The sequence below is a fragment of the Variovorax sp. 10N412 genome, assembly GCF_056394985.1.
In genome coordinates, this window is sequence record NZ_JBFTIO010000024.1 from 33,594 (window position 1) to 60,003 (window position 26,410).

Below are 26,410 nucleotides of genomic sequence, written 5' to 3' on the forward strand. Positions count from 1 at the left end.
TCAGAGGCGGTAGGTGAGCGACAGCGTGGCGGCGCGGCCCGAGCCCGGCACCGCACGGCCGCCGTCCGAAGGAATCAGCGCGTCGTAGTAGTGGCGGTTGGCCAGGTTGAACAGGTTCAGGCGGATGTCGTACTTCGGCTGATGGTAAGCCACCATCGCGTCCAGCCGCGCATAGCCGCCGACCTGCACGAGGTCGGTGTTGTTCGCGAAACGCTTCGCGCTGTAGGTGGTGCCGCCGCCGATTTCCCACTCGGGCGTGATGGCGTAGGTGGCCCACAGGCTGGCCGCGTCCTTCGGTGTGTTGGCCGGCGTCCTGCCGAGCGTGCCGGGCGCAATGCCGTCGACGATGGTCGCGTCCAGGTGCGTGTAGGCGCCGAACAGCTGCAGCTTGTCGGTCACGCGGCCCGCCACGCCGGCGCGCGCGCCGTTCACCCGCACCGTGCCGGTTGCGCTGTAGGTGCCGTCGCTGTTCTGCGAGCGTGCGTTGGTCTGCGTGATCTGGAACGCCGCTGCCGTGAACGACAGGTTGCCGTCGTTCATGTCCCACTTGCCGCCAAGCTCGTAGGCCTTGTTCTTCTGCGGCGGCAGCGGCTGCGTGCTGCCGGTGGTGGCCACCAGCTGCTCGAGCGAGGGGTTGAACGACGTGCTGTACGACACGTAGTACGACTGCGCGGGCGTCGGCTGCCAGATGGCACCGGCGCGCACGCTGGTGAAGTCGACGGTCTGGCTTTCGGCGGCGAGCGTGGTCGCGCTCGCGATGCTGTTGGCGATGTTCGCGCGGTAGTGGTCCTGCCGCACGCCGGCCACCAGCTTCCACTGAGGGCTGAGCTCGATGGTGTCGTTCACGTAGCCGGCGACGGTCGTCGCGCTGGCCGTGGCCAGGTTACCGGGCAGTGTGGGCGCGGTGCTCGGGGTGTTGCCCTGGTAGGGCGCGAGCAGCGGCGAGCAGGTGGCGTAGCCGCTGGTGCTGCCCGCGGCGTTCAGCGGCACGCCGGCGCAGGTGCCGTTGCGGTAGTAGGCCTGGTTGTCGTAGGTGTCGTGGCCCAGTTCCAGGCCCGCGAGCAGGCTGTGCTTCACGGAGCCCGTCTGGAACCTGGTGCTCAGCTCGGTCAGGTTGAACAGCGACTTGTCGTGGATCGTGCGGTCATGGCTTTGCTGGCGCACCCACAGGCTGCTCAGCGGCAACGACGAGAACGCGGCGGTGGGCACGGCCGTGGTGCCGGTGGAAAGCGGCGTGAACACGCCCTTGGCCGACAGCGTACCGATGCTCTGCGGCGCGGTCTCGCGCGCGTCGGTGGTCACGTCGTTGTACTGCGTCTGGTTGCGGATCGACGTGTCGGGCGTGAGCTTGTGCTGCACCACCGCGCTGAAGGCCTGGATGTCGGAGATCGTGCGGTCGTCGCTGAAGCCGTAGGCCGTGTCGCGGTCGACCTTCACCGGATGGCCGTTGAGCGGCGGCACGCCGTAGTCGGGCTGGTCGCGGTTGTGCTGCACCAGCGCGGAGAGCGTGACCTGCGTGGGCGTGTTGATGCCGAACTTGAGCGAGGCGTCGAGCCCGAAGTCCTTCAGCTTCGTCTGGTCGCGCGTGCTCGCGTCGCCCTGCTGGCCCATGGCCGCGATGCGAAAGGCCGCGGTGTCGGACAGCGGGCGGTTGATGTCGATGGTCGAGCGCGCGAGGCCCGTGGTGCTGGCCGACACCGACACCTCGCCCGCGGGCGTGAGCGACGGCTTTTTCGTGACCTGGTTGATCACGCCGCCGGTGGAGCCGCGCCCGAAGAGCATCGACGAGGGGCCCATCAGCACCTCTACCGAATCGAGCGCGAAGGTGTCGCGGTAGTACTGCGCGCGGTCGCGGGCGCCGTCCAAGTAGATGTCGGTGCGCGCGGAAAAACCGTTGAGGTTGATGTTGGTGCCGATCTGCCCGCCCTCGGCGCCGCCGATGGTCAGGCCCGGCACGTTGCGCAGCGCGCTCGCCAGCGAGGTTGCGCCTTGCGACTGCATCACCGCCTGGTTGATCACGGTGATCGACTGCGGCGCGTCGCGCAGGTCGGCCGGCAGGCGGCTCAGGGAGGCGGGGTTGGCGCCGAAGCCGGTCTTGTCCTGTGCGCCTTGCACCTGCACCTCGCGCAGCGTCTCGGGCACGGAGGTGCCGGCGGCAGGAGCGGTGGCGGGAGCAGAGGCGGGCGCGGGCGCCTGCTGCGCGTATGCGGCGGGCAGCGAGGCACAAAGGCCGAGCAAGGCGAGGGCCACGGGTGTGCGGGAGGAGCGGGTCATGGGCGGATTTCCGATCAGTGCGCGTGCTGCGAAGCCTGCGCCGTGCGGTGCGAACGAAAGCACCAGCGAAGTGGAAATTCTGGCCGCGAATGACTCTTATTTGGCGTTTTTGCCGACGGGTGTCTGGCCTGCGAGACAGCCTTGCTTCTTTACCTGCGCAGTCAGGTGAAAGGCAGGTTTCTTCGAGCCGGCGCGGTGAGCGCCATCGGGAACTGCCGGATCACTCCCACGGCGTGGCCGCCGGAATTTCGCACACCGGCTCCACGTCGATGCTCTTGAAATCCGCCGGCGAGACGATCTCCAGGTACTCCATGTCCGGCGAGTAGTCGAACAGGTAGTGCCGGATGCCCGGGCGCTGGTGCACCACGTCGCCGGCCTCGACCAGCGTTTCCTTGTCCTCGTACATGAAGCGGGCCCAGCCCTTGACCATGATCACGATCTGGAAGTCGGCCTCGTGGCGATGCCAGCCGGTGCCCGTTTCCGGTGCCATGTTGGCCTTGACCAGATGCGCGATGACCTTGCCGTGGGTGGCTTCGGCAATGCCCAGGTCGCGGTAGAGAAAGAAGTCTCGCAGACCACCCGGCACGAACTCCGTGTCGCCGGGTTTCACATGGGAGAACTGGGTGGCAGTACGGTCCAGCATGGGGCGCTCCTTCGCAGGGGGTGGGTGTTGCGGCGCAGCACGCATAAAGCGTTCCTGCCGCCGTTGAAGCCGACATCGCGGTAGCCTTTGTCCATCGACCTTTCTGCACTTCATGAGGAACACCGGATGAGCAAGCCCAAGCAATGCACCCACACCGACGGCATTCACCACGTGGTGCCCAGCGCCAAGGGCTGCGAGGAGTGCCTGAAGACCGGCAGTCCCTGGGTCCATCTGCGCCTGTGCCGCACCTGCGGCCATGTGGGCTGCTGCGACGATTCGCCGAACCGCCATGCGCGGGCCCACTTCCACGAGACCTCGCATCCGATCATCGAAGGCTACGACCCGCCCGAAGGCTGGGGCTGGTGCTTCGTGGACCGCGTGCCGCTGGACCTGGGCGACGACACCACGCCGCAGGTCGGGCCCATTCCCAGGTTCGTCTGAGACGAACGCGGCTTCGGGCCCTGTCCACGGCTGGAGCGGCGCAGCCGTCCAGCGCGAGGGCTGGCGGCTGCCCGCCGTCGTGAATAAGTCAAAAATACCCAGTTTTAGGGATGTAGCATTTGTTTGCTCGTGTAACAGTTCGGTCGCATTTCCAAGCGACGGTTAACTCTGCGGCGATTCATTCCGAATACGGCAGCCGGCTTGGCAACCAAGTCGACCCATGCGCCTTTTCTCCTCGCGGCTGCCGTCCGGCGGTTCTTTCGCACGCGGCACCCGCTCCTTCCTGAGGCCCCCGCTCGCGCTGCTGGGCACCGCGTTGCTCGGCATGTCGGCCCATGGCCAGGTCAACCCGGCGGCGGTGGACCGGCAGAACCAGATCATCGAGCGCCAGCAGCAGGACCGGCTGCGCGAGGAGCAGGACCGCGCCATGCGCGCGCTGCCGCCGCCCGGCGGCACCAACCTGCAGGAGGTCAAGCCGCAGGTGTCGGTGCCCGACCTGGGCGTGCAGTGCCGCGACATCCGCGAGATCCGCTTCGTCGGCGACACCCAGCACCTGCCGGACGACCTGAAACGCAGCCTGCAGGACGCCAACGCCGGCCGCTGCCTGGGCGTGAGCGACCTCGAAGCCGTGCTGGCCGCCCTCACCAAGAGCTACATCGACCGCGGCTACATCACCACGCGTGCCTACCTGCCCGCGCAGGACCTGCGCAGCGGCGTGCTCGAAGTGACGGTGGTCGAGGGCAAGATCGAGCGCTTCGAGGTCACCGGCGGCAGCGAGCGCGCCCAGTGGGTGCGCGGCGCCTTTCCGGCCAGCCCCGGCGACCTGCTGAACCTGCGCGACCTGGAGCAAGGCATCGACCAGATCAACAGCCTGGCCGCCAACAACGCCAAGCTCGACCTGCGCCCCGGCAGCCAGCCCGGCCAGACCGTGGTGGTGGTGGAGAACCCCGCCAGGTTCCCCGTGCATCTCTACACCTCGCTGGACAACTCGGGCACGCGCGCCACCGGCACCGACAACGCCTCGGCCACCGTCACCTTCGACAGCCTGCTCGGCCTGAACGAGCTGATCTCGCTCACCAAGCGCCAGTCGGTGCTGCCCGAGCGCTGGGACCACAAGTCGGATTCGACCGGCCTGCGCGCCGTGCTGCCCTTCGGCTACAACACCTTCAGCGTGGACGCGAGCGAAAGCAACTACCGCAACGTGCTGCGCCTGCCCAGCGGCCAGTTCATCGCGTCCGAAGGCACCACCCTCAGCAAGAGCTTCACGGCCGACCGCGTGGTGTACCGCGACCAGGCCAGCCGCATCTCCCTGTCGGCGCGCGTGGGCACCCAGTCCAGCCGCAACTGGCTGGGCGGCGAATTCCTGCAGGTGGCCAGCCGCGACCTCAGCACGCTCGACGTGGGCGCGAGCGCCTTCACGCAGGTGGGAGGCGGCATCCTCAATGCCCGCGTGGGCTACGTGAAGGGCCTGCGGGCCTTCGGTGCGCTGCGCGACGCCAGCGACCTCGACCGTGACTTGCCGCATGCGCAGTTCCGCAAGGCAACGCTCGACCTGGGCTTCTTGCGCCGCTTCGAGGTGGCGAGCCGCGCGTTCTCGTTCTCCAGCCAGTTCAGCGGCCAGCACGCCTACGACACGCTCTACGGCACGCAGCAGATGCTGATCGGCGGGGGCTCGTCGGTGCGCGGTTTTCTCAACACCGTGCTCAGCGGCGACAGCGGCTTCTTCCTGCGCAACGAGCTGTCGATGCCCTGGCAGCTGGCGCTGGGCGACGGCGCCCCGCTGCAGGGCCGCGTCTACACCGGCTTCGACGTGGGCCGCGTGAGCAACCGCGCCCGCGGCGTGCCCTCGGGTTCGCTGTCGGGCGCCACGCTGGGCGCCGCCTTCCAGTGGAAGACGCTGAGCCTGGACATCTTCGCCTCGCGCGCCGTGCATGTGCCCAGCACGCTCACGCGCGAAGGCACCCTTTACGGCTTCCGCCTTTCGGCTTCCCTCTGAGATCGACCGCACCATGAATCACATCTACCGAGTCGTCTGGAATGCCGTGTCCGCCACCTGGACGGCCGTCGCGGAAACCGCGCGGGGCCACGGAAAGAGCCGCAAGGCCGCCGCGCGCCGACGCAACGTCATGGCCCTGGGCGCGCTGGCGCTGATTCCGCCTTTCGCGCTCGCGCAGGTCGCGTCCGTCGTCGTCGCGCCGGGCAGCAACCTCAACGCCTACGTCGCGCCCAATGGCGTGACGGTGGTGAACATCAACCAGGCCAACGCGGCCGGCCTGTCGCACAACCAGTACAACAGCTTCAACGTCAACGCGATCGGCCTGATCCTCAACAACACGACCAGCGCGGCGCAGATCGCCTGGCAGTCCCAGCTCGCGGGCCAGGTCACGGCCAACTTCAACCAGACCAGCGCCGCGCGCGTGATCCTGAACGAAGTGGTGTCCAACAATCGCAGCCAGCTGGCCGGCTTCACCGAAGTGCTGGGCGGCAGGGCCGACGTGGTGCTCGCCAACCCCTACGGCATCACCTGCTCGGGCTGCGGCTTCATCAACACCGACCGCGTGACGCTCACCACCGGCAACCCGTTTCTCGCCTCGAACGGCGGACTGGGCGGTTTCAGCGTGGGGCAGGGCGACATCCTGATCACCGGCACCGGCCTGAACGCCACGGCGCAGCAGGTGCTCGACCTGGTGACGCGCTCGGTGCGCATCGAAGCGCCCATCAACGGGCAGGACGTGAGCATTGCCGCCGGCACCAACAAGTGGAGCTACGACACCCGCGCCGTGACCGGCGCCGCCACGCCCACCGGCAGCGCACCCGCCTACTCGATCGACACCGCGGTGCTCGGCGGCATGTATGCCAACCGCATCCGGCTGACCTCGACCGAAGCCGGCGTGGGCGTGCGCATGCTGGGCGACGCGGCCGCCAGCGCGGGAGACTTCACGCTGACGGCGGCCGGCAAGGTCGAACTGCAGAACCGCATCTCGGCCACGACCGACGTGAACGTGAGCACCACGGGCACCGACACCGTCGCGCTCGCGCTGGCCGATGCCAGCCTCACGTCGGCCGGCAAGATGGCGCTTGCATCGGCGGGCGGCACGTCGATCTCGGGCAGCGCGCTCGTCGCGGGCACCGACCTCGCGGTGAGCGCGGGCAGCCTGCTCGACACGGCCAGTGCCTCGGGCATTGCAAACAACAACCTGCGCCATGCGGGCGGCGCGCTGACGCTGGCCGTGGGCAACGCAGCGTCGCTCGGCGCCACCGAATGGAGCGCGGGCGGCGCGTGGAACGGCACCTTCGGCAACCTCGTGACCACGGGCGCGACCAAGCTCTACAGCAGCGGCGGCACCCTGATCGCCAGCGCCGGCAACGGCGACCTCGCGCTCGGCCTGGCCGCGCTGCAGTCGGCCGGCAACATGACGCTCACGGCCAGCGGCACGATCGGCACGGCCACGGGCGGCGCACTGCAATCGCTCGGAGGCAACCTCGCGCTGACGGCGGGCAAGGGCCTCGACAACGCGGGCGCGATGTCGGCCGACAAGGGTTCGGTCATGGTGCGCGCCGACGGTGCCATCGTCAACAGCGGCCAGATCCACGCGGCGCAGAACCTCGACATCGCCGACAGCAAGGGCGGCGCCACGGCCCGCCTCGCGAACAGCGGCGCGCTGCTGACCGAACAGGCGCTGGCGCTGAAGGCCGCCGCCGTGAACAACACGGCCACCGGGCGCATCCAGGCGCAGGACGGCAGCACGGTCAACGCGGCCAGCATCGACAACGCCGGTGCATGGCTGCTGTCGCAATCGGCCGGCGCGAGCGACAAACTGAGCGTGACCGGCGCGTTCGCCAACAGCGGCACGCTGCAGGGCGCGGGCGCCGTGGCGGTGGGCGCGGGCAGCGTGAACAACAGCGGCACCCTTCTCGCAGCCACCGACCTCACGGCGACGACCACCGGCGACATCACCAACAGCGGCATCGCGCAAGCCAGCGGCACGCTCGGCCTGACCGGCGGCGGCGCCGTCTCCAACACCGGCACCGGCGTGCTGAAGGCCGCGGCGCTGAACCTCACGGCCGCCAAGGGCCTCGCCAACGCGGGCATCGCCACGGCCGACAGCGGCAATGCCACGCTGCGCGTGGACGGCACGCTGGCCAACGGCGGCCAGCTGCACGCAAAGGGCAACATCGACATCGCCGACCGCACGGGCGGCGCGACGCAGGCCGTGGTCAACAGCGGCAAGCTGCTGGCCGAGCAGGCGCTCGCGCTGAAAGCCGCGTCGCTGGGCAACACCTCCACCGGCTGGATGCAGGCCGCCACGGGCAGCACGGCCACGCTGGGTTCGCTGGACAACGCGGGCACGTGGCTGCTCTCGCAGAGCGCGGGCGCGAAGGACCAGGTCGCCGTGTCGGGCGCCGCCGCCAACAGCGGCACGCTGCAAGGCGCAGGCGACCTCGGCGTGACGGCCGCGAGCCTGGTCAACAGCGGCAACGTGCTCGCCGCCGGCAAGATCGACGCGACCACGACCGGCAACCTGAAAAACAACGCAGACGGCGCCGTGCAGGCCGGCAGCGCGCTCACGCTCACGAGCGGCAATGCGCTGGGCAACGCCGCCACGGCTTCGCTCAAGGGCCAGACCGTGGTCCTCGATGCGGCCAACGGCCTGACCAATGCCGGCGCCATCGAAGCCGGCGCGGGTGCCGCCACGCTGCGCGTGAACGGCACGCTGACCAACAGCGGCACCGTGCATGCGACGACCGACATCGACATCGCCGACCGCAACGCAGCGGCCACGCAGACCGTGGTCAACAGCGGCACATTGCTGGCCGACCGGGCCTTCGCGCTGAAGGCCGCGGGCATGACCAACATGGCCGCCGGCCGCGTGCAGGCCAGCACCGGCAGCAAGGTCGCCGTGGGCAGCCTCGACAACCAGGGCACCTGGCTGCTGTCGCAGCAGGCCACGGCCGCCGACACCGTCTCGGTGACCGGCACGCTCGCCAACAGCGGCACGCTGCAGAGCGCGGGCGACGCGACCATCGGCGCCAACCAGCTCACCAACACCGGCAAGCTCATCGCGGCGGGCAATCTCACGGCCAACGTGGCGGCGGGCCTGAACAACAACGGCGCGGCAGCCACCGTGCAGGCCGGCAAGCAGCTGTCGGTGCAGGGCACCGGCGCTGCGCTGGGCACCACCGCCGGCAGCAAGATGCTCGGCGACGGCCTGGTGCTCAACGTGGCGAGCATCGACAACGCGGGCACGGTGCAGGGCGGCACGCGCAGCGACAGCACGGTCACGGTCGCCAACACGCTCACCAACCGCGCCGCCGGCGTGCTGACGCTGGCCACCGCATCGTCTGGCGCCGGCACGGTCACGGCCAACACGGTGACGAACGACGGCAAGCTCCAGTCGAGCGGCGCGCTCACGCTCGGCGTGGGCACGGGCGGCCTGACCGGCGCGGGCACCGCCATCGCCGAAGGCAACCTCACGCTGCAAAGCCGCAGCGGCAACGACTACACCGCCACCGTCAACGGCCTGCTGCAAAGCCGCGGCGGCACGCTGGCCGTGAACGGCTCGGGCGCGAGCACGCTGAACATCGGCGCCGCCGGCACGGTGGTCGGCCGGCAGCTCACGGGCACGCTGGGCACCATCGGCCTGGCCAACGGCGCCACGCTGTCTTCGGACCGCGACATGACGCTCACGCTCGGCACGCTGACGATCGGCGGTGCGAACGCGGCGGTGCTGGGCTCGACCGACCAGAGCAACCCGTCGCAGACGCGCATCACCACGACCAACGCGCTGACCAACAACGGCCTGCTGTTCTCGGGCAACGACCTGACGGTGAGCGCGCCATCGCTCACCAACGGCCTCACGGGCGGCATCTCCGCATTGCACGACCTGAGCGTGACCGCCACCACGGGCGGCCTGATGAACCAGGGCGCGCTTTACGCGGGCAATGCGCTCACGGCCTCGGCCACCGCGGGCACGCTGACCAACGCGGCCACGCTCACGGCCTACCAGGGCACGATCAGCGCGGGCAAGTCGGTCACCTTGAGCGCCGACACGCTGGTCAACAACAGCACGATCGACAGCAACGGCGCCATCACGCTCACCGCGCGCGAACTGCGCAACGAGGTGCTCGGTGGCGACACCCGCGCCTACGGCGCCGAGTCGACCCGCGTGCAGGTGGAAACCGGCCACGACGGCAAGGGCTACAACGGCCATGGCTGCTGCGACTATTACGAGAGCTGGTACTACAAGCAGACTTGGTACAAGGACCAGTCCTACGTGGGCGGTGCGCCGACCATCAAGCCGCAGATCACGGGCGCCGGCGCGGTCAGCCTGAATTTCAACACCGGCAAGAACCTGGGCGGCGTGATTTCGGGCGACACGGTGACATTGACGGGCACCGGCAGCGGTGCCACTTTCACCAACGACGACCTCGCGCTGCAGCGCACCTCTTACACGCGCACCTGGACCGAAGAAACCAAGTACAAGGCGCTCGGCCCGCTCACGTACTACGAACGCAGTGTCATCAACGACAACACCACCAACGCCGTCACCGAAAACAGCAACATCGGCGCCGGCATCTACGCCCGCCTGCTGAGCGGCAGCAACTTCGCGCTGACCAACAACGGCTCCACCACGGCGCAGACGCAAGACATGAAGAAGGGCGACGCCAAGACCGCCGCGGTCGCGGCGCTGAACGGCGGCAACGCCACCAAGGGCACGGTCAGCGGCGCGGCCGCGGGCACCACCGGCGCGGCCACCGGCAGCGTGACGCCCGTCACCACGCTCAACGGCCGGCCCGCCATTTCGTTCGTCGCGGTGAACGCGGCCAACGGCGTGAAGGGCACGTCCTTCGGCGGCATCAACATCCCGCTACCGACCAACCCCAACGGCCTCTTCGTGATCGCCCGGGAGCCGGGCGCCAGGTATCTGGTCGAGAGCAACCCGCGCTACCAGATCGGCTCGTCCACCGTGGGCTCGGACTACCTGTCCAAGCTCCTGGGCTACGACGCCGACACGCTGGTGCGCCGCCTCGGCGATTCGAGCTACGAGGCTTACCTGATCAAGCAGCAGCTCATCGCGCAGACGGGCAACTCGCTGCTCGCGGGCGTGAAGGACGCGGCCGCGCAGGTGCAGGGCCTGATGGACTCGGCCGCCGGCGAAAGCAAGGCGCTGGGCCTGGTCTACGGCCAGGCGCTCACGCCCGAGCAACAGGCCAAGCTCACGCACGACATCGTGTGGATGGTGCAGACCGAGATCGACGGCCAGGTGGTGCTCGCGCCCGTGGTGTACCTGTCGGCGCAGACCAAGGCCGGCCTCACGCAAGGCGCGGTCATCACGGCGCAGAACTCCAACCTCAGCCTGGCCTCGCTGACCAACACGGGCGGCACCATCGCGGGCACGCAGACACTGAACGTGGTGTCGGTGGGCGACGTGACCAACACCTCGGGCACGATCAAGGGCGGCAACGTGGCAGTGACGTCCACGCAGGGCAGCATCGTCAACCAGACCACGGCCACAGGCTCGGGCGGCGACCAGCGCTACGCGACCGACATCGGCAAGACCGCGTCGATCGAATCGACCGGCACGCTGTCGCTGGATGCGGCGAAGAACATCACCAACACCGGCGCCAACGTGACGGCCGGCGGCGATGCGAGCCTGAAGGCCGGCGGCAACGTCACCTTCGACACGATCCAGGACAAGACCGCCGACACCACGCACAGCAGCTACAACACCGCCTTCAGCAGCGGCTCGACCACCACCACCACGACCACGGTCAACCAGGTGAAGTCGGGCCTCACGAGCGGCGGCAACCTGTCGATCGACGCGGGCAACAACATCACGCTGGCCGGCACCGACACCAAGGCCGCGGGCAACGCCGACCTCAAGGCCGGCGGCAACCTCGACATCATTGCGCGCGAGAACAGCAAGACCACGCACACCGAGAGCAATTCGGCCGGCATGGGCCAGAACAACTCGGTGTACGGCACCACCGCGGTGACCACCGACTCGAACTCGGTGCGCAACGTGGGCAGCACGCTGCAGGTGGGCGGCAACGCTTCGCTCACCGCGAAGAACGACATCACGGTGCAGGGCTCCAGCGTCGACGTGAAGGGCAACGGCACCGTCAGCGCCACCAACGTCAACGTGCTGGCCGGGCGCAACTACGACGAGACCAACACCACGGTCAAGCAGAGCGGCATCCTGCAGGTCGGCGCGTCGAGCGGCAGCTCGGCCAGTGCCGGTGCGGGCGCGGCGTCCGCGTCGAAGAGCGACCACAACGGCGCGTCGGCCTCGGCGTCGGCGCAAGCCAGCGCGCAGGCTTCCGGGCAGGGCTCGGCGGGGCTGGCGTTCAGCTCCGACACCACCACCAAGACGCAGACCACCGACCTCAAGTACGTCGGCTCCAGCATGAACTTCGGCGGCGACCTCACGGTCAACGCGAGCAAGGACGTGACGCTGCAAGGCTCTTCGGTGAACGCCGGCGGCAACGCGACGGTGAACGCGAAGAACGTGAACCTGCTCGCGGCCGAGGACAAGTCGACCTCGACCACGAGCGTGAGCACGACGCGCGTGGGCCTCATGGCCAGCACCGACAACACCGCGAAGGCCGAGGCGCAAGCCGGCGCCAGCGCGGCGGCGGGCAAGGGCATACCGAACGCCAATGCGCAGGCCTCGGCCGGCGTGTCGGCCACGAGCGAGAACCACCTGGACCTCGTCCAGAAGAGCGACACCACCACCAGCACGCTCGACACGAAGAACCAGGGTTCGTCGATCAGCGCGGGCGGCAACCTCGCCATCAAGGCGACCGACACGCTGAACGTCGAGGGCTCCAAGCTCGCGTCGGGCGGCGACATGACGCTCGCAGCCAAGGACATGACGTTCAAGGCCGTCGACGACAAGCACGAAGTCAGCACCAGCAGCAGCGTGACCGCCGCCGGGCTCTATGCCAGCGGCAAGGCCGAAGCCGGCGTGGAGGGCGGTGCGTCCGCGGGCCTGGGCGCGCAGGCCGGCGTGTCGGCCAAGGCCGAGGCGTCGGGCGAGGTCGGGATCTACGGCTCGAACACGCGCAGCAGCGCGGTGGACGGATCGACCACGGCGCGGACCTCGGGTATCTCGGCCGGCGGCAGCATCACGCGCACCGCCACCAACAACATCACCGACGTGGGTACGCAGATCGAGGCGGGCGGCAACTTCACGCAGTCGGCCGCCACGATCATCAACAAGGCGGCGGCCGACACGACGTACAGCGCGTCGAGCAAGGCGACCGACACGGCCAAGCTGGGCGTCTATGCCGAGGCTTCGGCCGAAGCCGGCGCCAGCGCCAGCGCGGGCCCGGGTGCCGGCAAGCCGTCCAGCACGTCGACCGATGCCGGCGCGGGCATTCGCGCCAGCTACCAGCACGACGACGCCAGCGACAAGTCGGCCAGCAGCAATGCGGTGGTGTCGAACATCAAGGTCGGCGGCAACGTGAGCAGCACCTCGAGCGGCGCCACCACGATGGAAGGCACCAACATCGCGGCCGGCAAGGACGTGACCCTGGGCGCCAGTTCGCTGGACTACTCGGCCGCGCGAAACACGGCCAGCGGCAGCAGCAACAGCACCAGCGCGGGCGGCAGCGTGAGCGTTGACATCGTGAACAAGAGCGCGGCCGTGGGCGTCAACTACGCCGGCAGCACCGCCAGCGGCAGCAGCAGCACGGCGGTGGTGGGCGGCATCACGTCGGGCGGCAATCTCAGCGTGACCACCACGGGCGACACGCGCCTGGAGGGCACCAACATCGCGGCCGGTGGCGGCGCGAGCGTGACGACGGGCGGCAAGCTCGACTTTGCGGCGGCCAAGAACACCAGCACGTCGAGCAGCCAGGACGTGGGCGTTGACGTGGCCGTGTCGGCCGGCGCCAAGGGCGGCAGCGGCAGCGCGGCGGTCAACTACGCCAAGTCGAGCGCCAGCAGCAACGACGACGTGGCCGGCAGCATCACGAGCGGCAGCGGCCCGCTCACGATCAAGAGCGGCGGCGACGCCACCTTCACGGGCACCACGCTCGCCAGCAAGAGCGATGTGTCGGTGGCGGCGGGCGGCAACCTCGCGTTCAACGCGGCGCGCAGCGTGTCGAGCAGCGAATCGCTGAGCGTCGACGTGTCGGCGGCGGCGTCGGGCGGCAAGAAGGAAAACGTCGGCGGCACCACCACGGCCGGCAAGACCACGGGCGGCAAGACGATGGACGAGCGCAGCGGCGAAGCCTCGCTGGGCGTGGGCTACAGCAAGGCCGACAGCAACATCGCGACGGGCGCGAGCATCACGAGCAACGGCGGCAACATCGCGCTGTCGTCGGGCAAGAACACATCGCTCGAAGGCACTCAGGTGGCGGCTACCGGCGCGGTCGGCGTGAGCGCTGGCGGCAAGGTGACGCAGACCGAGGCGAAGAGCAGCTCGAGTTCGCTGGGCGTGGATGTGGGCGTGTCGGCTTCGGGCTCTAGCCTGCAGCCGGAGAAGAAGGCGGGCGGCACCGGCACCGGCACCGGCACAGGCACAGGCACAGGCACAGGCACCGGCACAGGCACAGGCACCGGCACAGGCACCGGCACAGGCACAGGCACAGGCACAGGCACAGGCACAGGCACAGGCAGCACGCCAGCCAAGGATCCGCTCGCGCAGAAAAAGGGCAGCGGCGTTGCTTCGGTCGGCGTCGAGACCGAGTCCAGCAACACCAGCCAGAAGACGTCGCTGAGCGGCGGCCAGGGCGTGACGGTGACGCAAGGCACAGCGAGCCCCGCGACGCGCCAGATCACGGCCAGCGTGCCCATGCCCGACAAGCTGCCCGCAGGCAAGACCGTCGCGGCCACCACCGCCGACGGCAAGCCGCTGCCGACGTGGCTCAAGCTGGACCCCGCCACCGGCAAGTTCAGCGGCAACCCGCCGGCGGACTTCAAGGGCGAGCTGAAGGTCAAGGTCAGCGTGCCGCAGGCCGACGGTTCGGTGAAGAGCGTGCCGATGAGCTTCTCGGGCAAGTAGCCGAAGACGGGCGAGACGCGCTCGTGGGGGGTGTCACGGCCGGGGGGCGGCGCTCGCCCCGGCCGGGGTTCGTGTGATGGAAGCCCTTCGCGGGACTCCGGTCTCGGCCGACTCTGCATGATCCAGGGCTTCGACGACCCCGCGCGTCCTCTCTTGCCCGTGACATGCACATCCCTCCGAACGCAGCCCCCGACGCCTCCACCGCTCGCGCCACGGCGCGCGAATGGACCGGCCTGGGCGTCATCGCACTGCCGTGCATGCTCTATTCGATGGACCTCACGGTGCTGAATCTGGCGATCCCGTCGATCAGCGAAGACCTCAAGCCCACCGCCTCGCAGTTGCTGTGGATCGTCGACATCTACGGCTTCTTCGTCGCCGGCCTGCTGGTCACCATGGGCACGCTGGGCGACCGCATCGGCCGGCGGCGCCTGCTGCTGATCGGCGCGGCGGCCTTCGGCGTGGCCTCGGTGCTGGCGGCGTTCTCCACCAGCGCCACCATGCTCATCGCCACCCGCGCGCTGCTCGGTGTGGCGGGCGCCACGCTGGCGCCGTCGACGCTCTCGCTGATCCGCAACATGTTCCTCGACCCGGCCCAGCGCACCGTGGCCATCGGCGTGTGGATCTCCAGCTATTCGGCCGGCGCCGTCATCGGCCCTGTGCTGGGCGGTGTGCTGCTGCAGTACTTTGCATGGGGATCGGTGTTCCTGATCGGTGTGCCGGTGATGGTGCTGCTGTTGGTGCTCGGGCCGCTGCTGCTGCCCGAGTACCGCAACCCGGACGCGGCCCGGCTCGACCTGGCCAGCGCGGCGCTGTCGCTGGGCGCGGTGCTGGCGGCGATCTACGGCGTGAAGCAGATCGCGGAGCACGGGGTGCATGCGCTGCCCCTGTTGTCGATCGCCGCGGGCGCAGCGCTCGGCTGGGTGTTCGTGCGCCGCCAGAGGCGGCTGACCGACCCGATGATCGACCTGCGCCTGTTTGCGCTGCCGGCCTTCAGCGTCTCGCTGGGCGCCTACATGCTGGCCTGCTTCGTGATGTTCGGCATGTTTCTGTACAACGCCCAGTACCTGCAACTGGTGCTCGGCCTGTCGCCGCTGCATGCGGGCCTGTGGAGCATGCCGAGCGCGGGCGCCTTCGTCGTCGGCTCGATGGTGGTGCCGGTGCTGGCGCGGCACATGCGGCCGGCCTTCGTGATGGGCGGCGGGCTGGCGGTGGCGGCGCTGGGGTTCGGCATGCTGGCGGTGCTGCCCGCGCAGGACGGGCTGGCCTGGATGGTGGCGAGCGCGGTCGTCTCCTCGCTCGGCCTCGCGCCGGTGTTCACGCTGGCGACCGACCTGGTGGTCGGCAGCGCACCGCCGGAGCGCGCGGGCGTGGCGTCGGCCATCTCGGAAACCAGCTCCGAATTCGGTGGCGCGCTGGGCATCGCGATCCTGGGGAGCATCGGCGCGGCGATCTACCGCGCAACGATGGGCGATGCGGTGCCCGCCGGCCTGGCAGGCCCGTTGGAGGTGGAGGCCGCCCGCAGCACGCTGGGCGGCGCGGTGGCCTTGGCCGGCCAGCTCGCGGGCGGTGCGGGTGCGCAACTGCTCGACGCGGGGCGCGAGGCCCTGATGCACGGCCTGCGCCTGACGGGCGGCATCTGCGCCGCGGTGCTGCTGTCGGTGGGGGCGCTGGTGGCGGTGCGGCTGCGCGGCGTGAACGCAGGCGAAGCACCGTCCCCCTGAAAACCCCCATGCGGGCGCATTGCCGCGGCGCAGGTGAAACCCCATACTGGGCTTCCCACGACGCCTTTGCCTCTCACCGGAGCCTTCCATGAGCAACGAACTGCGCAAGAAGCTGCACGACCTGGCCGAACTCTGCGAGAACGCACCCGACCCGCAGACCCGGGCCATCATCGAGGCCATCCGGCTGCAGACCGCGGTGCTGAACGAGCGGCTGTTCTCCATCGAGCTGCAGCTCGGCACGCTCGCCAAGCGGCTCGACAGCGCGCCCGAAGGCACGACGAACTGAGGGTCGGCGCTTTGTAGGGATAATCCCCGCCATGAGCGGCAACACTTTCGGAACACTCTTCGCGGTCACCAATTTCGGCGAATCGCACGGCCCGGCCATCGGCTGCGTCATCGACGGCTGCCCGCCCGGCATGGCACTGAGCGAGGCCGACATCCAGGGCGATCTCGACCGCCGCCGCCCCGGCACCAGCCGCCACGTCACCCAGCGCAACGAACCCGACGCGGTGCAGATCCTCTCCGGCGTGTACGAGGGCAAGACCACCGGCACCCCCATTGCCCTGCTGATCCAGAACACCGACCAGCGCAGCAAGGACTACGGGCAGATCGCCCAGCAGTTTCGCCCCGGCCATGCCGACTTCACCTACTGGAAGAAGTACGGCATTCGCGATCCGCGCGGCGGCGGGCGCTCTTCGGCGCGGCTCACGGCGCCCATGGTGGCGGCCGGCGCGGTCGCCAAGAAGTGGCTGGCCGAAAAACACGGCATGGTGTTTCGCGGCTGCATGACGCAGATCGGTGAGATCGCGATTCCCTTCGAGAGCTGGGAGCACGTGCCCCACAACCCCTTCTTCGCCCCCATCGCCGACGTGAGCGCGCTGGAGGACTACATGGACCGCCTGCGCAAGGCCGGCGACTCGTGCGGCGCGCGCATCCGCGTCACGGCGACCCACGTGCCCATCGGCCTGGGCGAACCGCTGTTCGACAAGCTCGACGCCGAGATCGCCTACGCGATGATGGGCATCAACGCTGTGAAGGCGGTCGAGATCGGCGCCGGCTGGGACAGCGTCACGCAGCGCGGCACCACGCACGGCGACTCGATCACGCCGACCGGCTTCGTCACCAACAACGCCGGGGGCATCCTCGGCGGCATCAGCTCGGGGCAAGACCTCGAGGTGAGCATCGCGATCAAGCCCACCAGTTCGATCATCAGCCCGCGCCAGTCCATCGACGTGAACAACAACCCCGTCGAGGTGGTCACCAAGGGCCGCCACGATCCGTGCGTCGGCATCCGTGCCACGCCCATCGCCGAGGCCATGCTGGCGCTGGTCGTCATGGAGCACGTGCTGCGCAACCGTGCGCAGTGCGGCGACGCGCAGACCGACGCACAAAAGACCGAAGCCTCGTCGCCCCAGGCGTCTTTCCTCTAGTGTCCGCCCCGCCACCTGTGGCTGCCGGGCGCGGCCACCTGCTGGCGTTCGCTGGTCTGTCGGCCAGCTATTTCGCGCACATCGGTTTCTTCAACCCCTACCTGCCGCTGTGGCTCAAGGACCTGGGGCTGCCGATCTTCACCATCAGCCTGCTGGCCTCGGTGCAGTCGATCACACGGGTGTTCGCACCCTATGCCTGGGGGGCGCTCAGCGACCACACCGGGCACCGCGTGAAGCTGCTGCGCTTCAGCGCGGCGGTGGCGCTCGTCAGTTCGTTCGGCCTGTGGTGGCACGGCGGCGCCTGGTGGCTCGCGCTGGTGCTGCTGGTCATGTTCACCCACACCAGCTCGATGATGTCGCTCACCGAAGCGGCCATGGCCCAGCTGGTGGCCGGCGACTGGGGGCGCTACGGACGCATCCGTCTGTGCGGTTCGGCCGGTTTCCTGCTCACGGTGTTCGTGGCGGGCGAGTGGTTCGAGCGCTTCGGCATGAAGCACTTTCCGGCGTGGGCTGCGGGCACGCTGGCCATCGTGCTCATCGCCACCATGAAGCTGCCCGACGTGCGCGAGCCGGTGGCCGCGCACGGCAGTGTCAAGCCGCCCATCGGCCCGGTGCTGCGCAACCCGGCGGTGCGGTGGTTCTTCGCCGCGCTGTTCTTCCAGGTGATGTCGCACTTCTCGGTGTACGCGTTCTTCTCGCTCTACCTCGATTCCATCGGCTACGGCAAGAGCACCATCGGCCTGCTGTGGGCGCTGTCGGTGGTGGCCGAGATCGTGTGGTTCTTTCTGCAGGGCCGGCTCATCGGCCTGATGCCGATGCCGCGCTGGATGCTGGTGTGCGGCATCGCGGCCGTGGCGCGGCTCGGGCTGACCGCGGGTCTGGGCGGCTCGATTGCGGCGCTCGTCGTCGCGCAGTGGCTGCATGCGCTGAGCTTCGCGGCGCACCACACCACCTGCATCGCGATGGTGTCGCGCCGCTTTCCCGGCCACCTGCGCGGGCGGGGGCAGGCGCTGTTCACGGTGATCGGCTACGGCTTCGGCGGCGTGCTGGGCGTGCTGCTCGGCGGCGCCGTGGCGCAGGTCTTCGGGTACCGCACGATGTTTGCGGCCGCTGCCGTGCTTGCGGTGGCGGGCAGCCTGTGCGCATGGCGGGTGGTGACGCTCGAACGCAGGGAGCGGGCGGCTCGGGCCTGAGCGCCAGGCAAAGTGTCACGGGCCCTACACGCCCGCGTCACCGGTGCTTTTTACGCTGCGCGCTTCGCAACGTTTCGCCCTCATTCCCATGTCCGTTTCCGACGACCCGCGCGGCCCGCGCACGCCGCGCACCGCCTCGCCTTGCCTTTCGAACACCGAGTCGAACGCCGCATCCCACACTGCCGCATCGAATGCGCCCGCGCGCCGGCAGATGCTCAAGCTCGGCGCCTCACTGCTGACGGTGGGCGGCGGCAGCGCCCTGCTGGCTGCCTGCGGTGGCGGCAACGACGGCGCTTCGTCCGTGTCGGGGCCGTTGCCGGCGCCTGCGCCGGTGCCCACCCCGGCACCGCCCGCCAGCGCGCCGCCAGCCGCGAAGATCTCCAGCTTCGCGCTGGCCGTGATGCCCGACACCCAGTTCTACGCGCGCTACGCCACGGCCGCCGAGAGCGACCAGTACGACAAGCGCTTCGGCAGCGCGCCCTTCGCCGCGCAGACGAAATGGATCGCCGCCAACGCCCGCGCGCTGAACATTCCCTTCACCATCCACCTCGGCGACGTGGTCGACCAGGTGGGCAAGCCCGACCAGTGGAAGGTGGCCGACGCCGCGATGAAGGTGCTCGAAGACGCCAAGCTGCCCTACAGCGTGCTGGCCGGCAACCACGACGTGCTGAACGACGTCGACTACAGCCTCGATCCCGTGGGCGGCACCGACGCCACACGCACACCGGCGAACGAGCCGTACCTCCAGTGGTTCGGCGCCGAGCGCGCGAAGAAGCAGGCCACCTTCGGCGCGCGCGACCCGAGCGGCTTTCATGAATACCACGTGTTCGAGGCGCAGGGCCAGAAGTTCATGGTGCTGTCGCTGTCGTGGCGCATTTCCACCGCGGGCATCGCCTGGGCCCGCCAGGCGATCGCGAAGAACCCGACGCTGCCCGTCATCCTGGTGAACCACCAGCTGCTCAACATCGACGCCGACGGCACCAGCCCGCTGGAAACCGACTACGGCAAGATGCTCTGGGAGAAGCTGATTCGCGACAACGACCAGATCTTCATGACGCTCAACGGCCACCACCACGGCGCCGCGCACCTCACCAAGACCAACGACTTCGGCCACAAGGTCGAGGAGATGGTGGTCGACTACCAGATGGCCTACCAGGGCGGCAACGGCCTCATGCGCCTGTACGAGTTCGACCTCACGAACAGGCAGATCAAGGTGCTGTCGTTCTCGCCGTGGGTGCCGCAGAAGCCGGCCGGCACGCTCAACAGCTTCGACCAGGCCGTGCTCACCACGCCCAACGAGGCTTTCGTCATCGACATGGATTTCGCGCAGCGCTTCGCCGGCTTCAACAAGGGCTTCGGCACCGGCAGCGCCACCGTCGACAGCTCGCTGGTCGACCAGGCGCGCGCCATGATCCTGGCCAACTACAAGGACCCCGCCACGCTCGAGCAGCGGCCGGCGGCCGACGCCAACGACTACCCGCAGGTGGCGAACACGCTGGCGCACTGGCGATTCTTCGGCGGCACGGTCAACCAGCCGGTGCTGCCGGGCACCGTGGTGGCCGACCTCACGGGCAACAACCCGCTGCACCGCGACACGCTCAACCAGGGAGGCATCACCGGTGCCGCCGACGGCGACGTGGTGTGGACCGACGACCGCCACCACCTGTCGGCCGCGCCGGGCTCGGTGCGCTTTCTCAACACCAACAAGAACACGCCGCGGCTGAGCTATTTCCTCACCGACGCGGCCGCGCCGATCAACGCACAGACGCTGGACAACGGCTACACCGTCGAGGCCTTCGTCAAGATCGACAAGAGCTGGACCAGCGGCAACCAGGCGTGGATGAACATCATGACGCGCGACGGCCGTCGCGGCGACCTGTCGGGCTACACAGGAGACGACCCGGAAGCCCCGCCCATGCTGTTCGCCATCTCGAGCCTGCGCGAGGTGCAGTGGGAGGTGGTGCCGAACCAGTCGGGCAGCCGCGCGCCCAAGACCAACTGGTCGGGCGAGGTGATCGCCGACCGCTGGGTGCACATCGCCATCGTGAACGACCCCACGTCGCACGACACCACGATGTACGTCGAAGGCGCCCCGGTGCTGCGCAACGCGGCGGCCATTCCTGGACTGGCCACGCTCTCGGCCACCTCGCCCTGGGTGGTGGGCGGCGGCTCTTGGAACGGTGCGCGCGCCGACGGCTTCTTCGGCAACATCGGCGAGGTGCGGGTGGTGGCCGCGGCGCTGGCGCCCGCGCAGTGGCTCACGGCGCGCAAGCCGGGCTGACGAGTCCGAAGCTTCCTGCTGCGCAGCGGCGCCGAAAAAAGAACAGCCGCGCTGTGCATGCCATGGGCAGCGCAGCGCGGCTTGTGTGGGTCAAGGCCGGCAGTCACGCCCCGGCCTTGCCATCAGGTCAGCGGCTCAGGCCGACCTGCAGGTAGCCGGCGACCGGCCCGGTGCGCGCGCCCACCACCACCGACAACGTGCCGTCCTGGGTGCCGAAGTAGGTTTCGTTGCTCGGATCCGTGAAGCCACGCAGGTTCGCGATCGTGGCACTCGGCGAGTTCAGGTTTGCAATGAAGCCGTAGCCCGTCGCATCGCCGCGCGCGAGCAATGTCGAATAGGTCGTTGCATCGAAGTCCAGTGTGCCCCAGCTGCCATTGGTGTCGCCCCCGCTGGTCTTGCTCGCTGGCCAGGACGCGGACTCGACGAGGCCGATGCGAAACACCGCGTCGTTCGGCGCCTTGGGGTTGGTGCCGGCCGACAGGTACACGTTCTTGCCTGCCACACGGGCGATGTAGAAGGCCCCTGCGTCCAGCGGATCGGCCACGTTGGCGATGTTCCATGCATCGGGGGTTGCGCCCGGCGTCACGTTGTACGTCAACAAGGAGGGTGCAGGACAAGCTGCAATGGAGGTGATGCCCACTTCGTCGCACATGTAGAGCACGGTGCCCGCGCCGGTGACTTGCACTTGCCGGATGTTCGAGTCACGCGTGGCGGCTTGCATGTTGATGCCCAGGCGCGTGTAGGTGCCGTCGAGCGCCGACGGTGTCGTCACCAGCGCGCGCGACGCCACGAAGGGTTGCACGGCGTAGGTGCCGGGGACCTTCGCAACCTGGAACGGGAAGCTGCCCACCACTGTGTCCGTGGTGATCCGGAACCGGGTGTTGATGGCCTTGGCCGTGTTGCGCGTGCTCTTGAACAGATAGGTGCCGGCCTCCGTAGGGTCGGTGCTGAAGGCGGCCGAGACGTTGGCGCCGGTGTCGTCCGTCATGACGTACGACAGCGTGTCGAAATTGAGCGCCAGGGCCTGCCTGGTGCCGTTGGCCGCAAATACCTTGTAGGAGCCGTTGCGAGCGTCGCCTGCAGAGACTATGAAGACGGCATCCTTGGTCAGCGCCGCGTTGGACGTCGCCTTGGCGCTGACCGTGAGCACGCTGCTGGCGGTGGTCGAGTTGACGATTTGCGCCGACCATTTGTTGCTCGAAATGTCGGGGTCGCGCAGGCTCACCGAGCCTGACGGCGCCGAATTGCTCGTCCAGTCGGCGCCCAGGTTGGGGACCACGGTGACCGTATCGCCAGGCTTCACCGAATACTGGCCGCTGCCGTCCTCGGTGGCGCTGTTGCCGTTCACCGTGACGCTGAAACTCAGCGTGGCCGCCGGAACGGGCAGCAGCGGGAACGCGGCACCGCCGCCACCGCCTCCGCCACCACCACCACAGCCGCTCAATCCCCCGATCAGCACCGCCGCGCTTGCAGCGTACGAATACCATTTCATTACAGAATTTCCCTCTTTTTTGATTTGACCGAATCATTGAAGTTGGCGACTCGGCTTTTAAATCGTAAGCGGAAAATTAAAAAAGTAAGTGAATGCAATGTCGGGGTTAATCGCTGTGTGGCAAACCGGCGGCGACAGCCCTGGCAAAGCCAGGAGGCGCCATGACGTGTCGCTCAACCGGGTAGAACTTTTTTCTGATTTGTGCCTTTAACAATTATTGGAATTGCTTCTTACCGTAAATCAACATTTAAAATATTTGTGAAAACAAGCAAGGGGAGGTGAGCGTGAAGCTCAATTCGCAAACAATATTCGTATTGGATCAAATCCAATTAGGCATTTTTTCTTATAAACAGCCCGCGGCGTTGCAATGAGCCGCCGCGTCAGTATCCAGACCCCGCTGGGCGAGGCGTTGCAGCTGCGCCAGTTGGTGGGCCGCGAAGCGCTCAGTCAGCTGTACGCGTTCGACATCGACCTGCTGGGCAACAGCAACGGACTCGAGCCCAAGGCGCTGCTGGGCAAGGCGGCCACCGTGGTGCTCGAAACCGAGGGCGGTGTGCGCTACCTGGGCGGCATCGCCACGCGCTTCGGCCTGCAGGAGGAAGACGCGCGCAGCTCGTTCTACCGGCTGCGCCTGCGCCCCTGGCTGTGGCTGGCCACGCGGCGCAGCGACTTTCGCATCTTCCAGGGCAAGAGCGTGCCCGACATCCTCACCGAGGTGCTCGGCAGCTACGGCCATCCCGTCGAGAAGAAGCTCACGCGCGCCGACTACCGCCGCTGGGACTACTGCGTGCAGTACCACGAGAGCGACTTCCACTTCGTCTCCCGCCTGTGCGAGCTCGAAGGCATCTACTACTACTTCCGCCACGAGGCCGCGCAGCACGTGCTGGTGTTCGCCGACGACATGGCCGGCTCGCACAGCCCGCTGCCCGGCGGCGAAGAGGTGCGCTACCACCCGCTGGAAAAATCGGGCATGGGCCAGCGCGAGCGCATCTATGCGTGGGAGATCGCGGAAGAAGTGCGCCCCGGCCACCACTACAACGACGACTACGACTTCGAAAAGCCCAAGGCCGAGCTGTCGCACCTGCGGCAGATGCCGCCGGGGCACGACCACGACAGCTACGAGCAGTACGAGTGGCCCGGCGGTTTCACGCAGCACGGTGACGGTGAAACCTACGCGCGCATCCGCAACGAAGAGCAGCTGAGCCAGCGCAGCCGCGTCACCGGCCGCGCGAACCTGCGCGAGCTGGCGCCCGGCCACACGCTGCGCCTGAGCGGCCACCCGAAGGCCGACCAGAACCGGCAGTACCTGCTGGTGGGCGTGAGCTACCACCTGCAGGAGACCCTGCAGGCCAGCGAGGGCGCGCAAGGCACCGAGGGCTCGGTGCAGCGCTTCGCGTTCGACGCGCAACCCACCAGCTACCCCTGGCGCCCTGTGCGCACCACGCCCAAGCCGCGCACGCGCGGGCCGCAGACCGCGATGGTGGTGGGCCCGCAGGGCGAGCAGATCTGGACCGACGCCTACGGGCGCATCAAGGTGCAGTTCCACTGGGACCGCATCGGGCAGGAGAACGAGAACTCCAGCTGCTGGGTGCGCGTGTCCACTGCGTGGGGCGGCGCCACCTTCGGCATGACCTCGGTGCCGCGCATCGGCATGGAGGTGATCGTCGACTTCCTGAACGGCGATCCCGACCACCCCATCGTCACCGGCTGCGTGCACAACGCGGACACCATGCCTGCGTGGGAGCTGCCCGGGCAGAAGCACCTGTCGGGCATTCGCAGCCGCGAGCTCGGCGGCGGGCGCAGCAACCACCTGGTGCTGGACGACACGCAGGGCAAGATCCAGGCGCAGCTGCGCAGCGACCACCAGGCCAGCCAGCTGAGCGTGGGCCACATCGGGCGCATCGAGGACACCGCGGGGCGCCAGGAGCCGCGCGGCCAGGGCTTCGAGTTGCGCACCGACGGGCACGGCGCGGTGCGCGCGGCCCGGGGCCTGCTGCTGACCACCGAGCCGCGTGCCAATGCACAGGCGCACACCACCGACATGGGCGAGACCGTGGCGCGGCTCACGCAGGGCCGCGACCTGCACGAGGGGCTGAGCCAGGCGGCGCAGGACGCCAAGGCCCACGAGGCCGGCGACCAGGACGAGGTCACGCAGGAGCTGAAGGCGCAGAACGAGGCCATCAAGGGCCAGGGCGCGGGCGACCGCGCGCAGGGCGAGTTTCCCGAGTTCCAGGCGCCGCACCTCACGCTGGCGAGCAAGGAGGGCATCCAGACCGCGGCGCAGGGCTCCACCCATGTGGTGAGCAACGAGCACAACGCGCTCACCAGCGGCGGCCACACCAGCGTGAGCGCGGGCAAGAGCTTTCTGGCGAGCGCGAAGAACGCGGTGCGCCTGTTCGCCCACAAGGCCGGCATGAAGCTGGTGGCGGCGGGCGCCGACATCGACATCTCGGCGCTGAAGGACAGCGTGAACGTGCTGGCCAAGCTCAACATCACGCACACGGCCAGCCGGATCACCATCAGCGCGAAAGAGGAGGTGGTGATCAACGGCGGCTCCAGCTACAGCCGCTGGAGCGCCGGCGGCATCGAGCACGGCACCTCGGGCACCTGGCGCGAGCATGCGGCGGTGCACAGCCTGGTAGGGCCGGCCAGCGAGGGCAAGCCGTCGCTGCCCAACCCCGCGCCGCTGCCCAAGGGGCAGCTCGACCTGTACCACCAGTACGTCAAGCCGACCGGCGAGAAGCGCCAGGGCGTGGCGCAGGGCGACTTCACGGTGGTCGACTCCGAAGGCGGCTCGCACGCGGGCACCCTCGACCGCAACGGCTTCGCGAGCGTGGCGGGCCTGCCCATCGGCACGGCCAAGGTGACCTTCGGAAAGGACCCGCGCGATCCATGGGACGAGGGCAGCTACTTCGGCACGCCCGAAGACTGGAAGGCCAGGAGTGCCGGCAGCGCGGAGCCGACCGGCGCGGGCGGCGGGGTGTCGGGCACGGGCGGCGCGGCGGGCCTGCTGGCCGGCGCCTCCGGGCTGCTGGGTGGTGTGGGCGGCGTGGCCAGCGTGGGAAGTGCCGCCGGCGCCGCGGCTGCGCTGGCGGGTGTCGCCGGCGTGGGCAGCGGTGCGGCGGGCGCGTTGGCCAGGGTCACGCAGGCGGCGAGCCTGGCGCAGCAGACCGTGGGGGCCGCGCAGTCGTTCCAGCAGGGCGGCGCGAAGGCGCTGCTCGGGCAGGCGAGCCAGGCCGCCACGGGCATGGCGATGCAGGCGGCCGGCGCCAGGCTGGGGCCGATGGGTGCGCCGGTCACCGGTGCGGTCACCGGAGCCATGGGTGGCATGAAGCCGCCGAAGCCCGACGCCGCGCCGGCTCCAGCCGCCATTGCGACCGCGGGCCGCACACCCGGCTTCACAGGCTGACGCGCCGCACCTCCACAACCGAACACATCAGCCTCCAGAGCACAGGAAAAAATGGCAGGACAGGAAGCAGCGCCGACGCCGCAGGCGGCGGAGCGCGAACCCCAGACGGCGGTCGCGCCACTGAACACCATCGTGCCGGAAGACATCGCCGCGTCCAGCAAGGCGGTGGACGACTGGCTGCGCTCCTTCACCGGCGGCTACGTCACGCTGGAGCGCCTGACGATGGTGCTGGGCAGCATTCCGGTCATCGGCAACATCATGGCGCTGGTGGATGTGTTCCTGGACATCATCAACATCGTCGAGAAGAAGGCCAAGGATGGCATCGAGGCCTTCCTGCTCTGGGTGAGCCTTGGCATCAACCTCATTGGCCTGATTCCGCTGCCGCCGAGCATGGCGGCCGCGCGCATGAGCCTGCGGCCCACGCTGCACCTGGTGCGGCAGGAGCTGAAGAACGCCGCGTCCAACCTGGGCGAGGCCATCGTCACCACGCTGGTGGGCCACCTGAACGCCACCA

Annotated in this window: 13 protein-coding genes; 10 read left to right on the plus strand and 3 right to left on the minus strand. The window is 68.9% G+C overall.

All coding sequences use genetic code 11. The annotated features are described in order from the left end of the window. Positions 1-2,274, minus strand: coding sequence for a TonB-dependent receptor (locus AC1DJH_RS31340; protein ID WP_478188377.1), 2,274 nt, complete (start codon positions 2,272-2,274; stop codon positions 1-3). 220 nt (positions 2,275-2,494) lie between these two features. Continuing rightward, on the minus strand, positions 2,495-2,917 hold the full coding sequence (locus AC1DJH_RS31345; protein ID WP_435440048.1) for a cupin domain-containing protein: 423 nt from the start codon (positions 2,915-2,917) through the stop codon (positions 2,495-2,497). 126 nt (positions 2,918-3,043) lie between these two features. On the opposite strand from AC1DJH_RS31345, the gene AC1DJH_RS31350 reads away from it, so the two are divergent. The 8 genes from AC1DJH_RS31350 to AC1DJH_RS31385 all read left to right on the plus strand — a co-directional run bounded on the left by AC1DJH_RS31350 (position 3,044) and on the right by AC1DJH_RS31385 (position 20,995). Next, positions 3,044-3,358, plus strand: coding sequence for a UBP-type zinc finger domain-containing protein (locus AC1DJH_RS31350; RefSeq protein WP_472118049.1), 315 nt, complete (start codon positions 3,044-3,046; stop codon positions 3,356-3,358). A gap of 220 nt (positions 3,359-3,578) precedes the next feature. Next, the gene (locus AC1DJH_RS31355) at positions 3,579-5,354 is read left to right on the plus strand and encodes a ShlB/FhaC/HecB family hemolysin secretion/activation protein (RefSeq protein ID WP_478188378.1); all 1,776 of its coding nucleotides are present in this window, start codon (positions 3,579-3,581) and stop codon (positions 5,352-5,354) included. 13 nt (positions 5,355-5,367) lie between these two features. Continuing rightward, positions 5,368-14,370: a hemagglutinin repeat-containing protein gene (locus tag AC1DJH_RS31360; RefSeq protein WP_478188379.1), complete on the plus strand. Its 9,003-nt coding sequence runs from the start codon at positions 5,368-5,370 to the stop codon at positions 14,368-14,370. A 164-nt stretch (positions 14,371-14,534) separates the two neighbouring features. After that, positions 14,535-16,091 carry an MFS transporter gene (locus AC1DJH_RS31365; RefSeq protein ID WP_478188380.1) on the plus strand — a complete coding sequence of 519 codons (1,557 nt, stop codon included), beginning with the start codon at positions 14,535-14,537 and terminating at the stop codon, positions 16,089-16,091. Positions 16,092-16,179: 88 nt separating this feature from the next. After that, complete coding sequence (locus AC1DJH_RS31370; RefSeq protein ID WP_472118039.1) at positions 16,180-16,377, plus strand: hypothetical protein; 198 nt, start codon at positions 16,180-16,182, stop codon at positions 16,375-16,377. 31 nt (positions 16,378-16,408) lie between these two features. Beyond that, positions 16,409-17,521: a chorismate synthase gene (gene aroC / locus AC1DJH_RS31375; RefSeq protein ID WP_472118036.1), complete on the plus strand. Its 1,113-nt coding sequence runs from the start codon at positions 16,409-16,411 to the stop codon at positions 17,519-17,521. Continuing rightward, the gene (locus AC1DJH_RS31380; protein WP_478188381.1) at positions 17,521-18,714 is read left to right on the plus strand and encodes an MFS transporter; all 1,194 of its coding nucleotides are present in this window, start codon (positions 17,521-17,523) and stop codon (positions 18,712-18,714) included. The genes aroC and AC1DJH_RS31380 overlap by 1 nt, the downstream gene beginning before the upstream one ends. An 88-nt stretch (positions 18,715-18,802) precedes the next feature. Then, positions 18,803-20,995 (plus strand): LamG-like jellyroll fold domain-containing protein, encoded by a 2,193-nt coding sequence (locus tag AC1DJH_RS31385; RefSeq protein ID WP_478188382.1) that lies wholly within the window; start codon positions 18,803-18,805, stop codon positions 20,993-20,995. Positions 20,996-21,122: 127 nt separating this feature from the next. Here the strand turns inward: AC1DJH_RS31385 and AC1DJH_RS31390 are convergent, their stop codons facing one another. Further along, the gene (locus AC1DJH_RS31390) at positions 21,123-22,487 is read right to left on the minus strand and encodes a hypothetical protein (RefSeq protein ID WP_478188383.1); all 1,365 of its coding nucleotides are present in this window, start codon (positions 22,485-22,487) and stop codon (positions 21,123-21,125) included. 367 nt (positions 22,488-22,854) lie between these two features. On the opposite strand from AC1DJH_RS31390, the gene AC1DJH_RS31395 reads away from it, so the two are divergent. Both AC1DJH_RS31395 and AC1DJH_RS31400 read left to right on the plus strand, forming a co-directional pair. Further along, the gene (locus AC1DJH_RS31395) at positions 22,855-25,896 is read left to right on the plus strand and encodes a type VI secretion system Vgr family protein (protein WP_478188384.1); all 3,042 of its coding nucleotides are present in this window, start codon (positions 22,855-22,857) and stop codon (positions 25,894-25,896) included. 51 nt (positions 25,897-25,947) lie between these two features. Continuing rightward, positions 25,948-26,410, plus strand: a 463-nt coding sequence (locus tag AC1DJH_RS31400) for a hypothetical protein (protein ID WP_478188385.1), incomplete at its 3' end; no start/stop codon positions are given.

Excerpts from the sequence above, each read along its gene's own strand:
- AC1DJH_RS31340 (WP_478188377.1), bottom strand. The coding sequence starts at position 2,274 with ATGACCCGCTCCTCCCGCACACCCGTGGCCCTCGCCTTGCTCGGCCTT.
- AC1DJH_RS31345 (WP_435440048.1), bottom strand. The coding sequence starts at position 2,917 with ATGCTGGACCGTACTGCCACCCAGTTCTCCCATGTGAAACCCGGCGAC.
- AC1DJH_RS31350 (WP_472118049.1), top strand. The coding sequence starts at position 3,044 with ATGAGCAAGCCCAAGCAATGCACCCACACCGACGGCATTCACCACGTG.
- AC1DJH_RS31355 (WP_478188378.1), top strand. The coding sequence starts at position 3,579 with ATGCGCCTTTTCTCCTCGCGGCTGCCGTCCGGCGGTTCTTTCGCACGC.
- AC1DJH_RS31360 (WP_478188379.1), top strand. The coding sequence starts at position 5,368 with ATGAATCACATCTACCGAGTCGTCTGGAATGCCGTGTCCGCCACCTGG.
- AC1DJH_RS31365 (WP_478188380.1), top strand. The coding sequence starts at position 14,535 with ATGCACATCCCTCCGAACGCAGCCCCCGACGCCTCCACCGCTCGCGCC.
- AC1DJH_RS31370 (WP_472118039.1), top strand. The coding sequence starts at position 16,180 with ATGAGCAACGAACTGCGCAAGAAGCTGCACGACCTGGCCGAACTCTGC.
- aroC (WP_472118036.1), top strand. The coding sequence starts at position 16,409 with ATGAGCGGCAACACTTTCGGAACACTCTTCGCGGTCACCAATTTCGGC.
- AC1DJH_RS31385 (WP_478188382.1), top strand. The coding sequence starts at position 18,803 with ATGTCCGTTTCCGACGACCCGCGCGGCCCGCGCACGCCGCGCACCGCC.
- AC1DJH_RS31390 (WP_478188383.1), bottom strand. The coding sequence starts at position 22,487 with ATGAAATGGTATTCGTACGCTGCAAGCGCGGCGGTGCTGATCGGGGGA.
- AC1DJH_RS31395 (WP_478188384.1), top strand. The coding sequence starts at position 22,855 with ATGAGCCGCCGCGTCAGTATCCAGACCCCGCTGGGCGAGGCGTTGCAG.